The 15,008-nt window shown below is 63.7% G+C and carries 10 protein-coding genes; 7 read left to right on the forward strand and 3 right to left on the reverse strand.

Annotated features, from left to right (window positions below; genetic code table 11):
- Position 1: 1 nt before the first annotated feature.
- Positions 2-2,944: a bifunctional [glutamate--ammonia ligase]-adenylyl-L-tyrosine phosphorylase/[glutamate--ammonia-ligase] adenylyltransferase gene (gene glnE, locus N5J71_RS15640; protein ID WP_084340776.1), complete on the reverse strand. Its 2,943-nt coding sequence runs from the start codon at positions 2,942-2,944 to the stop codon at positions 2-4.
- Between the two features lie 271 nt (positions 2,945-3,215).
- Here glnE and aceE point away from each other — a divergent pair, with 271 nt between their 5' ends.
- From aceE to N5J71_RS15655, 3 genes are all read left to right on the forward strand, one after another.
- Positions 3,216-5,861, forward strand: a complete 2,646-nt coding sequence (gene aceE / locus N5J71_RS15645; RefSeq protein ID WP_084340775.1) for a pyruvate dehydrogenase (acetyl-transferring), homodimeric type — start codon at positions 3,216-3,218, stop codon at positions 5,859-5,861.
- 11 nt (positions 5,862-5,872) lie between these two features.
- Positions 5,873-7,846, forward strand: coding sequence for a dihydrolipoyllysine-residue acetyltransferase (gene aceF / locus N5J71_RS15650; RefSeq protein WP_279917196.1), 1,974 nt, complete (start codon positions 5,873-5,875; stop codon positions 7,844-7,846).
- A 156-nt stretch (positions 7,847-8,002) separates the two neighbouring features.
- Positions 8,003-8,443, forward strand: coding sequence for a CopD family copper resistance protein (locus N5J71_RS15655; protein ID WP_104730102.1), 441 nt, complete (start codon positions 8,003-8,005; stop codon positions 8,441-8,443).
- Between the two features lie 10 nt (positions 8,444-8,453).
- On the opposite strand, the gene N5J71_RS15660 is transcribed toward N5J71_RS15655, so the two are convergent.
- Positions 8,454-8,960, reverse strand: a complete 507-nt coding sequence (locus N5J71_RS15660) for a hypothetical protein (RefSeq protein WP_116617784.1) — start codon at positions 8,958-8,960, stop codon at positions 8,454-8,456.
- Positions 8,961-9,126: 166 nt separating this feature from the next.
- On the opposite strand from N5J71_RS15660, the gene N5J71_RS15665 reads away from it, so the two are divergent.
- The 3 genes from N5J71_RS15665 (at position 9,127) to N5J71_RS15675 (ending at position 12,889) form a co-directional block, all read left to right on the forward strand.
- The gene (locus N5J71_RS15665; protein WP_279917197.1) at positions 9,127-11,829 is read left to right on the forward strand and encodes a putative bifunctional diguanylate cyclase/phosphodiesterase; all 2,703 of its coding nucleotides are present in this window, start codon (positions 9,127-9,129) and stop codon (positions 11,827-11,829) included.
- Positions 11,830-11,879: 50 nt separating this feature from the next.
- Positions 11,880-12,533 carry a peptide-methionine (S)-S-oxide reductase MsrA gene (gene msrA, locus N5J71_RS15670; protein WP_074855122.1) on the forward strand — a complete coding sequence of 218 codons (654 nt, stop codon included), beginning with the start codon at positions 11,880-11,882 and terminating at the stop codon, positions 12,531-12,533.
- 104 nt (positions 12,534-12,637) lie between these two features.
- Positions 12,638-12,889, forward strand: a complete 252-nt coding sequence (locus tag N5J71_RS15675; RefSeq protein WP_255312144.1) for a hypothetical protein — start codon at positions 12,638-12,640, stop codon at positions 12,887-12,889.
- A 70-nt stretch (positions 12,890-12,959) separates the two neighbouring features.
- Here the strand turns inward: N5J71_RS15675 and N5J71_RS15680 are convergent, their stop codons facing one another.
- Positions 12,960-13,814 carry a 23S rRNA (adenine(2030)-N(6))-methyltransferase RlmJ gene (locus N5J71_RS15680; RefSeq protein ID WP_116617783.1) on the reverse strand — a complete coding sequence of 285 codons (855 nt, stop codon included), beginning with the start codon at positions 13,812-13,814 and terminating at the stop codon, positions 12,960-12,962.
- Positions 13,815-13,936: 122 nt separating this feature from the next.
- Between N5J71_RS15680 and N5J71_RS15685 the strand changes: the two genes are divergently transcribed.
- Positions 13,937-14,977, forward strand: a complete 1,041-nt coding sequence (locus tag N5J71_RS15685) for an NAD(P)H-dependent flavin oxidoreductase (protein ID WP_279917198.1) — start codon at positions 13,937-13,939, stop codon at positions 14,975-14,977.
- Positions 14,978-15,008: the final 31 nt, after the last annotated feature.

Consider the following 15,008-nt stretch of genomic DNA (forward strand, 5'->3'; position numbering starts at 1 on the left):
TTCAACTCAATCCCAGTTCGCGCCACAGGCGCATCACAGCGCGGCGCTCATCCTGGAACTGATCCCCCGGCACCACTCCAGGCTGCTTCTGCAGCGCCTGGCGATGGGCCGCCGAGCGGTAATTTTTGTAGACCTCACGCAGCAACGCGGCATCCTCGGCGCCCATCAGACCGACCCGCTCCAGACCTTCCAGAATGCGGATGTTATCGGTGAACTCGAGTAGCTCCGGGTGTTGCCACGACCAAGCCAGAGCGGCGTATTGCACCATAAATTCGATATCGACGATACCACCGGCGTCCTGCTTCAGATCGAAGGAGGACGTGGCCTCGAAGGCATTCGGCGCCGTTCCGGCCGCGGTATTTTTGTTGCCAAGGTTGTCACGCATCTTCGCCCGCATCTCGCTGACCTCGACGCGCAGCGCCTCGATATCGCGCTGACGACCGAGCACCTCGGCGCGCACGCGAGCGAATTCGCCGGCCAAACGCGAACATCCCACCAGCACCCGCGCGCGCACCAGCGCCTGATGCTCCCAGGTCCAGGCCTCGTTCTCCTGATAGCGCTGGAAGGCACCGAGCGAGCTGACCAGAAGCCCGGCTGCGCCCGATGGTCGCAGACGCATATCCACTTCATACAGGGCGCCGGAGGTGGTCTGAGTGGTCAGCAAATGGATGATGCGTTGGCCCAACCGGGTGAAGAACTGCGCGCCGTCGATGGGCTTGGCGCCGTCGGTCTCGGCCTGCGGGTCGCCATCATGAATGAACACCAGGTCCAGATCCGAGCCGTGGCCGAATTCCAGGCCACCGACCTTACCGTAGCCGACGATGATGAAGTCCGGGTCGCACGGTGTGCCGTCTGCACGGAACGGCCGACCATGACGCTGCACCGTATGCTGCCAGGCCAGAGCCAGCACCTGATCGAGAATCGCCTCGGCCAGCCAGGTGAGGTAATCCGACACTTTCATCAAGGGCAGCGTACCGGCGATCTCCGAGGCGGCCACGCGTAAGCTGTGGGCCAGCTTGAAATGACGCAGCGCCTCCATCTGCTGCTCCAGATCCTCCTCGGGAATGCGCACCAGTCGCTCACGCAACTCGGCCGCCAGTTCCGGTGCCAGCGGCGGCGAATACAACCGACCTTCATTGAGCAACTCATCGAGCAGCAACGGGTAGCGGGCTATCTGCTCGGCAATCCAGGGACTGGCGGCGCAGAGCGTGATCAGTCGCTCCAGCGCCCCTGGGTTTTCAGTCAGAAGCACCAGGTAGGCCGAGCGCCGGGCGACCTTCTCTACCAACGGCAGCACCCGTTCCAGCACCAGATCCGGCTGGTCGTGCTCGACGGTCTGCGCCAGCAAGCGCGGAATAAAGGCATCCAGACGCTCGCGCCCGAGCCGCTGCATGGCACGCACCTGCGGCCCGTTGCGCAGATCGACGAGACGCCGATTGGCCGTGACGGCCTCGACAAAGCCGGCCTCCTGCAACTGCAGCTGGGCAGCCTCATCATCCAGTGCGCCTTGCCATAAAGGCAGCCACTCGGCGCCGACTGCGGTTTCGCCGGCCTGCGCCTCATCCTCATCGGGATCGGCGATCACTTGCTGGAAGTGCCATTCGATGCGACCACGCCAGTGCATCAGGCGCTCATGGAAGCTCGACCAGTCGGCAAAGCCCATGATCGCCGCCACCCGCGCCTGATCCTGCGCATCGGCCGGCAGCATCTGCGTCTGCCGGTCACCGATGCCTTGCAGGGCATGCTCGGTATAACGCAGAAACTCATAACCTTCCTTCATCTCCGCAACCACCGCCGGCGGCAGGTAGCCTTGCCCTTCCAGCGTGGTCAACACCTTGAGCAGCGGCCGCTGCTGCAGACTGAGGTCACGTCCGCCATGGATCAGCTGGAAGGCCTGGGCGATGAACTCGATCTCGCGAATACCCCCCGCGCCGAGCTTGATGTTTTCGCTCATGCCCTTGCGCCGCACCTCCTGCTGGATCAGCAGCTTCATCGCACGCAGCGCTTCGATGGCGGAGAAATCCAGATAACGGCGATAAACGAAGGGCCGCAGCATCTCCAGCAACTCGGCACCGGCGGCCTGGTCACCGCCGACCACGCGCGCCTTGATCATGGCGTAGCGCTCCCAGTCACGCCCCTGATCCTGGTAGTACTGCTCCAGCGCATTGAAGCTGAACACCAGTGCGCCGGAGGAACCATAGGGACGCAAGCGCATGTCGGTGCGAAAGACGAAACCGTCGACGGTGATCGCATCCAGTGCCTTGATCAGCTTCTGCCCCAGACGAATGAAGAACTCCTGATTATCCAGCGGACGCTTGACACCCTCGGTCTCGCCACCTTCGGGATAGCCGAAGATCAGGTCGATGTCCGAAGACAGGTTGAGCTCGTGCGCGCCCAGCTTGCCCATGCCGAGAATGACCATGTGCTGCGCCTGGCCGCTGCGCCGCCCGACCGGCGTACCGAACTGCGCGCAGTGACGCGGATACAGCCAGTGATAGGCCAGATCGATACAGGCATCGGCAAGATCGGAAAGGTCGCGACAGGTTTCACCGAGCGCCGCCTGGCGACTGAAGTCGCGCCAGATAATGCGCAGCTGCTGGCGATTGCGAAAGCGCCGCAGGCAGCGCCCGAGGGCATCCTCATCGGCGCATTCATTCAGTTGCACTTCCAGTTGCTGGCGCAACTCGCCCGGCGCCAGGCTACGCTCCAGCTCACCAGATTCCGCCAGGGCGACGAACATCTGCGGATCACGCTGAGCCTGCTCGGCAACGAAGTCGCTCAAGGCCGAAACCTGCCGCCAGGCATTGCGGCGTTCTTGCGGCCAGGCGGCGACACGCTCAGCCAGAGCTTGATGTTCGGCCAAAGCGGTTTGCAGTGACTGCTCGGCACGTTCGGCCAGGGGGATAAGGGAAGGGGGCAACTCGACCAGCAACGGCAGGCTCATGGTCTATCCTTTTAGCGGACTGCCGGACGCACGGTGCAATCGCCCGCAGCCCCGCTCCAGCGGGGCACGCGCGGCCGGCGGTGCCGCGGATTGTAGTTTTACTACGAAAGAATTGTATCCAGAGGGCTGAATCCGTCGTCGGAATGTAGTAAAACTACAAGCGGCCGGCCCTACCCCCGGTAAATCCAAGAATTTCAACTCGCCCGCCCACAAAGCCGGCGAGACCCAACTGGCCTCCGATTCTGGAAGCCTTTCCGCCCTGGAGCAAGCCATGCAAGACCTCGATCCGATCGAAACCCAGGAATGGCTGGACGCCCTTGAATCCGTCCTCGACCGTGAGGGTGAAGACCGCGCCCATTACCTGATGACCCGTCTGGGCGAGCTGGCCACCCGTAGCGGTGCGCAACTGCCCTACGCGATCACCACGCCCTACCGCAACACCATCCCGGTAACCCACGAAGCGCGCATGCCCGGCGACCTGTTCATGGAACGCCGCATTCGCTCGCTGGTGCGCTGGAACGCCCTGGCCATGGTGATGCGCACCAACCTGGACGACCCGGATCTGGGCGGCCACATTTCCAGCTTCGCCTCCTCCGCGACGCTGTATGACATCGGCTTCAACTACTTCTTCCAGGCCCCGACCGACGAACACGGTGGCGATCTGGTGTTCTATCAGGGCCATGCCAGCCCTGGCGTCTACGCCCGCGCCTTCATGGAAGGCCGCATCAGCGAAGACCAGATGAAGAACTTCCGTCGCGAAGTGGATGGCAAAGGTCTGTCGTCCTACCCGCACCCCTGGCTGATGCCGGACTTCTGGCAGTTCCCCACCGTGTCCATGGGCCTCGGCCCGATCCAGGCGATCTACCAGGCCCGCTTCATGAAGTACCTGGAAGCCCGCGGTTTCATCCCGGCCGGCAAGCAGAAAGTCTGGTGCTTCATGGGCGACGGCGAGTGCGACGAGCCGGAATCCCTCGGCGCCATCTCCCTGGCCGGCCGCGAGAAGCTGGACAACCTGATCTTCGTCATCAACTGCAACCTGCAGCGCCTCGACGGCCCGGTGCGCGGCAACGGCAAGATCATCCAGGAACTCGAAGGCGTGTTCCGCGGTGCTCAGTGGAACGTCAACAAGGTGGTCTGGGGTCGCTTCTGGGATCCGCTGTTCGCCAAGGACAAGGACGGTGCCCTGCAGCGTCGCATGGACGAAGTGGTCGACGGTGAATACCAGAACTACAAGGCCAAAGACGGCGCCTACGTGCGCGAAAAATTCTTCAACACCCCGGAGCTCAAGGAGATGGTCAAGGATCTCTCCGACGACGAGATCTGGAAGCTCAACCGTGGCGGCCACGACCCGTACAAGGTCTACGCAGCCTACCACCAGGCCGTGAACCACAGCGGCCAGCCGACCGTGATCCTGGCCAAGACCATCAAGGGCTACGGTACCGGCGCCGGTGAAGCGAAGAACACCGCGCACAACACCAAGAAGGTCGATGTCGACAGCCTGCGTCAGTTCCGCGACCGTTTCGACATCCCGGTCAAGGACGAAGAGCTGGAAAACCTGCCCTTCGTGCGCCCGGAGCCGGGCAGCGCCGAATACAAGTACCTGCACGAGCGTCGCAACGCGCTGGGTGGCTTCGTCCCGCAGCGCCGGCAGAAGAGCTTCAGCATCCCCACCCCGCCGCTGGATACCCTCAAGGCCATCCTCGACGGCTCGGGCGACCGCGAAATCTCCACCACCATGGCCTTCGTGCGCATCCTCGCGCAACTGGTCAAGGACAAGGAACTCGGCCAGCGCATCGTCCCGATCATTCCGGACGAAGCCCGTACCTTCGGTATGGAAGGCATGTTCCGTCAGCTCGGCATCTACTCCTCGGTCGGCCAGCTGTACGAGCCGGTCGATAAAGACCAGGTGATGTTCTACAAAGAGGACAAGAAGGGTCAGATCCTCGAGGAAGGCATCAACGAAGCCGGCGCCATGAGTTCCTTCATCGCCGCCGGTACTTCGTACTCCTGCCACAACCAGCCGATGCTGCCGTTCTACATCTTCTACTCGATGTTCGGCTTCCAGCGTATCGGTGACCTGGCCTGGGCCGCCGGCGACAGCCGCACCCGTGGTTTCCTGATCGGCGGTACAGCCGGGCGTACCACCCTCAACGGTGAAGGCCTGCAGCACCAAGACGGTCATAGCCACATTCTGGCCTCGACCATCCCCAACTGCCGTACCTACGACCCGACCTACGGCTACGAGCTCGCCGTGATCATCCGCGAAGGCATTCGCCAGATGATCGAAGAGCAGCAGGACATCTTCTACTACATCACCGTGATGAACGAGTCGTACCAGCAGCCGGCCATGCCGCAAGGCGTGGAAGACGGCATCATCAAGGGCATGTACCTGCTCGAGGAAGACAACAAGGAGGCCGCGCACCACGTACAACTGCTGGGTTCCGGCACCATCCTGCGCGAAGTCCGCGAGGCGGCGAAGATCCTGCGTGACGAGTACAACATCGGCGCCGATGTGTGGAGCGTCACCAGCTTCAACGAACTGCGTCGTGACGGTCTGGCTGTGGAGCGCCGCAACCGCCTGCACCCGGGCCAGAAGCCGCAGCAGACCTATATCGAGCAGTGCCTGAGCGGTCGCAAGGGTCCGGTCATCGCGTCGACCGACTACATGAAGCTGTTCGCCGAACAGGTTCGTCAGTGGGTACCGAGCAAGGAATACAAGGTCCTGGGCACCGACGGCTTCGGCCGCAGCGACAGCCGCAAGCAGCTGCGTCACTTCTTCGAAGTGGATCGTAACTGGGTCGTGCTCGCCGCCCTGGAAGCCCTGGTAGACCGCGGCGAAATCGAAGCCAAGGTGCTGGCCGATGCCATCACCAAGTTCGGCATCGACGCCGACAAAGCCAACCCCCTGGACTGCTAAGGAGCGTAGCGATGAGTGAGTTGATTCGCGTACCCGACCTCGGCGGTGAAGGCGAGGTGATTGAACTGCTGGTCAAGGTCGGCGACCGTATCGAAGCCGATCAGAGCGTACTGACCCTGGAGTCCGACAAGGCCTCCATGGAAGTGCCCTCGCCCAAGGCCGGCGTGATCAAGGAAATCAAGGTCAAGATCGGTGACCGCCTGAAGGAAGGCGACGAGCTGCTGGTGCTGGAAGTCGAAGGTGCTGCGCAAGCGGCGCCTGCGCCGAAAGCCGCAGCCGCCCCTGCCGAAGCACCGCAAGCGGCCGCTCCGGCAGCCGCGCCCGCCGCTGCTGCCACCGGCAGCAGCGTGCAGGACGTGCACGTGCCGGATATCGGCACCGACGGCAAGGTCAAGGTCATCGAAGTCATGGTCAAGGCCGGCGACACGATCGAAGCCGACCAGTCGCTGATCACCCTGGAGTCCGACAAGGCCTCCATGGAAATCCCCTCGCCGGCTGCCGGCGTGGTGGAGCAAGTGCTGGTCAAGCTGGATGATGAAATCGGCACTGGCGACCTGATCCTCAAGCTGAAAGTCGAAGGAGCTGCTCCGGCGGCCTCGGCTCCGGCGGCCGCGCCGGCGCAAGCTGCCGCACCCGCCGCAGCCCCTGCACCGGCCGCCGCAGCGAGCGGCAGCAGCGTGCAGGACGTGCGCGTGCCGGACATCGGCTCCAGCGCCAAGGGCAAGGTCATCGAGATCATGGTCAAGGCCGGCGACAGCATCGAAGCCGACCAGAGCCTGCTGACCCTGGAGTCCGACAAGGCCTCCATGGAAATCCCCTCGCCGGCTGCCGGCGTGGTGGAACAGGTGCTGGTCAAGCTGGATGACGAGATCGGCACCGGCGACCTGATTCTCAAGCTCAAGGTCGCGGGCGCTGCACCGGCCGCTGCGCCGGCGCAAGCCAGCCAGGAAGTGCACCGCGTACCGGAAGGCGCCGCACCGGAAGTGGCCGCAGAAGTACGCGCCATCGCCTCGCTGTCGGCTGCAGCTGCCGACCCGGCCAATGCACCCAAGCGCAGCAGCGCCAAGGTGCACGCCGGCCCTGCCGTGCGTCAGCTGGCGCGTGAGTTCGGAGTGGAGCTGGCGGATATCGCCGGCACCGGCCCGAAAGGCCGCATTCTCAAGGAAGACGTGCAGGCTTACGTCAAGGCCATGATGCACAAGGCCAAGGCCGCACCGCAGGCGCCTGCTGCAGCTGCTACCGGCGGCGCCGGCATCCCGCCGATCCCGGCCGTGGACTTCAGCAAGTTCGGTGAAATCGAAGAAGTACCGATGACCCGCCTGATGCAGGTCGGCGCTGCCAACCTGCACCGCAGCTGGCTCAACGTGCCGCACGTGACCCAGTTCGATTCGGCCGACATCACCGACCTGGAAGCCTTCCGCGTCGCGCAAAAGGCCGTGGCGGAAAAGGCCGGCGTCAAGCTGACCGTGCTGCCGCTGCTGCTCAAGGCCTGCGCCCACCTGCTCAAGGAACTGCCGGACTTCAACAGTTCGCTGGCGCCGAGCGGCAAGGCGATCATCCGCAAGAAGTACGTGCATATCGGCTTCGCCGTCGATACGCCGGACGGCCTGCTGGTGCCGGTGATCAAGAACGTCGACCAGAAGAGTCTGCTGCAACTGGCTGCTGAAGCCGCCGCCCTGGCGGAAAAAGCGCGCACCAAGAAGCTCTCGGCTGATGACATGCAGGGCGCCTGCTTCACCATCTCCAGCCTCGGCCACATTGGCGGCACCGGCTTCACGCCGATCGTCAACGCGCCGGAAGTGGCGATCCTCGGTGTCAGCAAGGCAACCATGCAGCCGGTGTGGGATGGCAAGGCCTTCCAGCCCAAGCTGATGCTGCCGCTGTCGCTGTCCTACGATCACCGGGTGATCAACGGCGCCGCCGCCGCACGCTTCACTCAGCGTCTGTCGCAGCTGCTGGCCGATATCCGCACCATCCTGCTGTAAACCGTTTCGAGCACGCCACGCTCGCATCCTCAACCCCGCCCATCCAGGCGGGGTTCTTTTTGCCTGCACGAATCAGGGCCGGCTTGATCCTGATCATGGCGCTGAACGCAGCAAACGCCATGATCGTTGCATCGATCTCGATCCGGTGCGCGCCTCATGCTCTATCTATTGCTCAAATTCGCCCACCTGACTGCAGCCGCATTCTTCATCGGTGGCGTCTTCTTCGAAGTGATGATTCTCAGCCGTGCCACACAGGCACTGCCGGATGCAACCAAGGCAGGCTTCTCACGCGCGCTGGGCCAGCGCGCCAGGCAGGTCATGCATGGGGTCATACTGGTGCTTTACGCCGCCGGCCTGGGCCTGGCCTGGCACTACCGCGCAGCCCTGCATGCGCCACTGGCCAGCAGCTTCGGCATTCTGCTCAGCCTGAAAATCATCCTGGCGCTGAGCATCCTGGGGCATTTTCTGCTGGTGGTTTTCCTGATGCGCAACGGCCGCATGACCGCGCCACGCTCGCGCCGTATTCACCTGAGCGTGCTGCTGCACATGTTGGCCATTCTGTTCCTGGCCAAGGCCATGTTTCTGCTGAACCTGTGAGCGGGGCAAATCAGCCCTTCTGCACGTTGCGAATCAGAAAGCTCAGCGCCTTGGCCAGCTCACCCGCGCCCTGGTGATCACGCACGATGCTCAGCAACGGGCTGCCATCAGCCGGATTGAACAGCACACAGCGGATGCCACCGGTCGGACACTCGTAGCGGATGAACGGATCGATACCGAACACCGCAATACGCTGATTGCGCACCGAGATGGCGGTGCCCTGAGTGTCACGGGTCTCTTCACGCAGGATCAACTCGCCGGCATTGCCGACCGCGAAGCGGTACAAGAGATCATCCCGTTGCGCCTGGCCAACCTGGTAACCGGCACGCAGGGCGTAGGTTTCCAGCAAGGCGTTGCTGTGTGCGAGCAGCGCCTGGCGCTCGTTGTCAGTCAGGTAAAGGCGCTTGAGCCCGTCCAGATAAGCCGCCTGTTCGGCGCCTTGCAGCAACGCCTTGTCGTCAGCGCTGGCGATGCCGGGTAGCACGCAAGCCAGCACCGCCCCCAGGAGCACGGCCATCAGTTTTCTTGTCAGTCTCGCTTGCATGATGCACCCTTGCCGAACGCTATAGTGAAGTAGGCCTGAGCCTCAGTCTCCGTCCGTGCCGCTGCGCCCTCTGGCGGCAGCGGCCCTGTACTGAGAACGGATGCCTCGCCTGGTCAGCATACTGGAAGCCCGCCGCCCAATGAAAAGCCATCCCGATGCCAGCGCACGCTCGGCAGCCGAGGTTGTGACGCAGTTGCCAGTGCCCTCGCGGCTCGGCATGCTGCGTTTCGAGCGCTTGAACGAGCCAAGCTGGGCACTGCTGTTTCTCGACCCGGCCTGCGAACGCCAGCTAGGTATCAGCGCCAGCGATCTCTGCGCGCTGGTGGATGCCCCCTACGCCAGCCTGATGGAGCCCGAGGCGCGCTATCGCCTGCACGACGCCATCCAGCAGCAACTGCTGCAAGGCCCGCATTACCTGGTGCGCTACACCCTACATACCCCGCAAGGTGCTCTGACCCTGCTGGAGATGGGCGAACCCTTCAAACAGCGCAACCGCCAGTTGCTGCGCGGCTATCTGCTGGTAGCGGACGAGAGCCTCGATCAGTTCGCCCCTGCCGAACAGGAGCTGTACACGCAGAATCAGCAACTGCGCAGCTCGCTGCAGCAATATCAGCGCACCCAGAATGACCACCTGCAACACCTCGCCCGCTCACGTACCCAGCAGCAGCTGATCGTGCGTCTGGCGCGCCAGCGCTACACCTCCAGCGACCCTCAGCAGGAAGCGGCCGAACTGATCACCCAGGCCGCCTGCGAGGTCTACGGTGTCGCTCGCGCCGGCATCTGGAAGCTGGGCAGTCATCACCTGGATTCCGTGTCGCTGTACCGCCGCGACCTGGACCGCCACGAACAACTACCGTCGATAAACGCACGTAATTTCCCGCAGTACCTGCAAGCACTGCACAGCGGCCGCGCCATCGACGCGCACGACGCCCAGCACGATCCGCGCACCTGCGAACTGGCCGCCAGCTACCTGCAGCCGCTGGATATCTGCTCGATGCTCGACGCCAGCATACGCATCGAAGGCGAAGTGGTCGGCGTGCTCTGCCTGGAGCACATCGGCGGCCTACGCACCTGGCACGCCGACGAGATCGCCTTCGCCGGCGAGTTGGCCGATCAGTTCGCCCAGGTGCTGATCAACCAGCAGAAACGCAGCGCCACCAGCGCCCTGCATCTGTTCCAGCGCGCCGTCGAACAGAGCGCCAGCGCCTTTCTGCTGGTCGACCGCGACGGCCGGGTGGAGTACGTCAACCCCAGCTTCACGGCCATCACCCTGTACAGCAGCGACGAGGTCTGCGGTCACCGCCTGTCCGAGCTACCGGCCATGGCCAACCTTAGCGACCTGTTGTTCGACGCACAGTCCAGCCTGGCCGAACACAGCAGCTGGCAAGGCGAATTCCGCAGTCGGCGCAAGAATCAGGAGCCCTACTGGGGCCATCTGTCGATCTCCAAGGTGTATGGCGACGATGGCGAACTGACCCACTACATCGGCATCTACGAAGACATTACCGAGGCCAAGCTGGCCCAGCAGCGCATCGAACGCCTGGCCTATACCGACAACCTGACCAATCTGGGCAATCGCCCTTCGTTCATCCGCAGCCTTGAAGAGCGCTTCGCCCGCAATGTTCAGTCGCTCGGGCTGCTGCTGGTGGACATCGACAACTTCAAGCGGATCAACGACAGCCTCGGCCACCAGACCGGCGACAAACTGCTCTCGGCCCTGGCCCGGCGCCTGCGCAACAGTCTTGGTGCCAAGGGCACCCTGGCACGCTTCGCCAGCAACGAATTCGCCATCCTGCTCGACGGTTGCGATCAGGACGCAGGCCTGCGTGTCGCTCATCAGGTACTGCAAACCCTGGACAAGCCGCTGTTCGTCGATAACCAGTTGATCAGCATCACCGGCTCGGTGGGCTTGGCCATCGCCCCGAAACACGGTGACGACCCGCAGACCCTGATGAAGCACGCCGGTCTCGCCCTGCACAAAGCCAAGGCCAACGGCAAACATCAGATGCAGTTGTTCACCGAAGCGCTGAACGCCGAGGCCAACTACAAGCTGTTCGTCGAGAACAACCTGCGTCGCGCGCTGACTCAGAACGAGCTGGAAGTCTTCTACCAACCCAAACTCTGCCTCAAGAGCGGGCAATTGCTGGGTATGGAGGCGCTGCTGCGCTGGCAGCATCCGGAGAAGGGCATGATCCGCCCGGATCAGTTCATCGGCGTTGCCGAGGAAACCGGCCTGATCATCCCCATCGGCAAGTGGGTGGTGCGCCAGGCCTGCCGCATGAGCAAGCAGATCGCCGCCATTGGCCTGGGGCAACTGCAGGTGGCGATCAATCTGTCGCCCAAACAGTTCTCCGACCCGGATCTGGTCGGCTCCATCGCCGCCATCCTGCATGAAGAACAGCTCGACCCCAGGCTGCTGGAACTGGAACTCACCGAAAGCCTGCTGCTGGAGGCCACCGACGACACCCGCCACCAACTGGGTCGTCTCAAGAGCCTGGGCCTGACCCTGGCCATGGACGACTTCGGCACCGGTTATTCCTCGCTCAGCTACCTGAAGAAATTCCCCATCGACGTGATCAAGATCGATCGCAGCTTCATCAAGGACATCCCCGAGAACCAGGACGACATGGAGATCACCTCAGCGGTGATTGCCATGGCCCACAACCTCAAACTCAAGGTGGTCGCAGAAGGCATCGAAACTGGCGCCCAGCTCGGTTTCCTGCGCCGCCAGCAATGCGACGTAGGTCAGGGCTACCTGTTCGACAAGCCGATTCCTGGCCGCGAACTGATCGACAGCCTGCGCCGCTACCCCTGCCGGCCACAGGCCGACCAACGGACGTAATACACCGCCCTGCGCATAGTCCACGACCTACTCACTTTCAGGAGACCGCCATGGTTCTGCGTTCCCAGATTCTCGTAAACAAACATGCATTGCCGACTGCCGAGCAGGCCTTGCCCGGCCGTACAGAGGCGATGCCAGTAGCGGACACTCATTACGTCAACGGCAACCCAATCAAGGCGCCCTTCCCCGCCGGCCTGCAACAGGCGGTGTTCGGTCTGGGCTGTTTCTGGGGTGCCGAGCGGCGCTTCTGGCAACAGCCTGGCGTGTTCAGCACGGCGGTCGGCTATGCCGGTGGCCTCACACCCAACCCCACCTACGAGGAGGTCTGCTCGGGCCTGACCGGACACACCGAAGTGGTACTGGTCGTGTTCGATCCGCAGCAGACCAGCTTCGAAGCGCTGCTCAAGGTGTTCTGGGAAGCGCACAACCCGACCCAAGGCATGCGCCAGGGCAACGACCAGGGCACCCAGTACCGCTCGGCGATCTACTGCCAGGACGAGGAGCAGCTGAGCGCCGCCAAAGCCAGCCAGGCACGCTTCCAGGCTGAGCTGGACAAGGCCGGAGTGGGCAGCATCACCACTGAAATCACCGAGGCACCGACCTTCTACTACGCCGAGACCTATCACCAGCAATACCTGGCGAAGAATCCGGGCGGCTATTGCGGCCTCGGCGGAACAGGCGTATGTCTACCCCCTGAATCTTGAGCACGGGTAACGGGTCGTGGAGCTGAGCAGCATTTCCAGCCAGGTATCGAGTCAGGCATCGGCGCAGATGTCCCTTGTGCTGCTGCGCAAGACGCTGCAGCCTGGTGCAACTGGACGATGAGCGCTATGCGCTGGTGCTGGGCATGGACCCGACTCAGGCGTTGAAGCAGACGCTGATTCTCTACGACGCCGACATTCCCAAGCAGGAAGCCCTGATCGTCGATCTCGGCCAGGAGCCGAAGCTCGCCATCGCCCGCAGCCTGCGCCCCGCGCAGCTACCGCTGGAGGTGCTGGAGTACCTCAGCCCGCGGCGCAACCTCAACTACCACATCGAGCCCAACCACAAGCCCGCTTGAGCCCCTTGTAGCCCGGCTGCAATCCGCGGATCGGGGGCCGCGGCTCCAGGATTTCATCCGTGCTACGCGCTTATGACTTGCCGCTTGGCGCTTCCTCTATCAGCCAATCCAGGCGCCAGCCGCTCTGGCTCTGGCCAAGTGCATCTGCCAGCCAGGGCAGCAGTTGCTTGAGTTCGTCCTCCAGCCCCCATGGCGGGTTGCTGATCACCAGGCCCGAACCACTCAGGCGCGTGGCATCGTCCGGCGTGTGCACGTAAAGCTCGGCACGCAGTAGCTTGGGCGCGGCGCTCTTGCTCAGGTCACGATAAAAACGCGCCAGTTGCCGCTCATCTTTGATCGGGTACCAGATCGCGACGATGGCCTGGCGCATGCGTCCGTGCGCTTCGTTCAAGGCCTCGACACAGCGCTGCAGCTCATCAGCCTTCTCGAACGGCGGATCGATCAGCAGCAGCACGCGTTTTTCGCGGGTCGGCATCAGCGCCCGCGGCACATGCCAGCCTTCCCCCAGGTGCACGGCGACGCGGCGATCGCCGCGCATGTTGTCCTTGAGCAGGCGGCCGTCCTCGGGATGCTTCTCGTTAAGCTGCAGGCGATCCTGCTCGCGACTGAGCAGTCGCGCCAGCTCCGGCGAGCCGGGGTAATAGCGCAGCTCGCCATCCAGGTTCATCGCCCGCACCACCTCCAGGTAGGCCTCCACCGCATCCGGTAACTGCGTAGCCTGCCAAAGGCGACCGATGCCCTCCAGGTACTCGCCGGTACGGCTGGCCTGATCGCCTCGCAGGTCGTAAAGGCCGAGTCCTGCGTGGCTGTCGAGGTAGGCGAAGGGCGCCTCCTTGCGCGACAGTAGGGCGATCAGGCGGGTCAGCACCAGGTGCTTGAACACATCGGCGTGGTTGCCGGCATGGAAGGCGTGGCGATAGTTCATGCGGGAGTCCTCGAATCAGGCGCGCAGTTTAACAGGCCGCTGACGACTCGCATCGTGACTTGCTCCATTGCACCTTCAAGGCCTAGGCTGCCTGCTCCTCCACGGACAGCGAGAACCCCGCCATGCCCCTGCAAAAGCTGCTCGGCAGCGAACTTCCCCTGATCCAGGCGCCGATGGCCGGTTCGCAGGATCACCGCCTGGCTGCCGCCGTGTGCCTGGCCGGCGGTCTCGGCTCGATTCCCTGCGCCATGCTTACCCCCGTAGCCCTGCGCCAGGAACTGCAGGCGATGCGCGAGCTGACCGAGCGCCCGTTCAATCTCAACTTCTTCAGCCATATGCCACCCGAGCCGGATGCAGCGCGCGAGGCGACATGGCGCCAAGCCCTGGCGCCTTACTACGCCGAGCTGGGTGTGGACCCGGCGAGCATTGCCAGCGGGCCTGGGCGCTTGCCGTTCAACGACGAGGCGGCCGCGCTGGTGGAGGAGTTCCGCCCTGCTGTGGTCAGTTTCCACTTTGGCCTGCCGCAGCCTGACCTGCTGGAGCGAGTACGCCGCAGCGGGGCGAAGATCCTCTCCAGCGCCACCACCCTGGACGAAGCGCTGTGGCTACAGGAACGTGGCGTCGATGCGGTGATCGCCCAAGGACTGGAAGCTGGCGGCCATCGCGGGCATTTTCTGGATTTCGACCTTAGCCGCCAACTCGGCACCTTCGCCCTGCTGCCGCAACTGGTCGATGCCCTCGACGTACCGGTGATCGCCGCCGGCGGCATCAGTGATGCCCGTGGCGTGGCGGCGGCCATGGCCCTTGGCGCAGCCGGCGTGCAGGTTGGTAGTGCTTATTTACTGTGCCCGGAAGCCACGACCAGCGTCCTGCACCGCGCGGCCCTGCAGAGCCCGGCGGCGCGCCATACCGCGCTGACCAACCTGTTCAGCGGTCGCCCGGCGCGCGGCATCGTCAATCGCCTGATGCGCGAGCTGGGGCCGCTGAGCACGCAGGCGCCAGCCTTCCCCCTGGCCACTGCGGCCATCGCTCCATTGCGCGCGGCGGCCGAGGCGCAGCGCAGCGGCGACTTTTCACCACTGTGGGCCGGGCAGAATGTCGCGAGTTGTCGGCCCATGCCTGCAGCCGAGCTGACGCGCAAGCTGGCACGGGGCTTCGCCTGACAACCTGGTATGACCTCGTAGGGCGGGTGCA

This window comes from Ectopseudomonas oleovorans, assembly GCF_029845265.1.
GTDB classification, from domain to species: domain Bacteria; phylum Pseudomonadota; class Gammaproteobacteria; order Pseudomonadales; family Pseudomonadaceae; genus Aquipseudomonas; species Aquipseudomonas oleovorans.

Coding starts and splice junctions, on each gene's coding strand:
- N5J71_RS15665 (WP_279917197.1), top strand. CDS start 9,127: ATGAAAAGCCATCCCGATGCCAGCGCACGCTCGGCAGCCGAGGTTGTG.
- N5J71_RS15685 (WP_279917198.1), top strand. CDS start 13,937: ATGCCCCTGCAAAAGCTGCTCGGCAGCGAACTTCCCCTGATCCAGGCG.
- aceF (WP_279917196.1), top strand. CDS start 5,873: ATGAGTGAGTTGATTCGCGTACCCGACCTCGGCGGTGAAGGCGAGGTG.
- msrA (WP_074855122.1), top strand. CDS start 11,880: ATGGTTCTGCGTTCCCAGATTCTCGTAAACAAACATGCATTGCCGACT.
- aceE (WP_084340775.1), top strand. CDS start 3,216: ATGCAAGACCTCGATCCGATCGAAACCCAGGAATGGCTGGACGCCCTT.
- glnE (WP_084340776.1), bottom strand. CDS start 2,944: ATGAGCCTGCCGTTGCTGGTCGAGTTGCCCCCTTCCCTTATCCCCCTG.
- N5J71_RS15655 (WP_104730102.1), top strand. CDS start 8,003: ATGCTCTATCTATTGCTCAAATTCGCCCACCTGACTGCAGCCGCATTC.
- N5J71_RS15660 (WP_116617784.1), bottom strand. CDS start 8,960: ATGGCCGTGCTCCTGGGGGCGGTGCTGGCTTGCGTGCTACCCGGCATC.
- N5J71_RS15680 (WP_116617783.1), bottom strand. CDS start 13,814: ATGAACTATCGCCACGCCTTCCATGCCGGCAACCACGCCGATGTGTTC.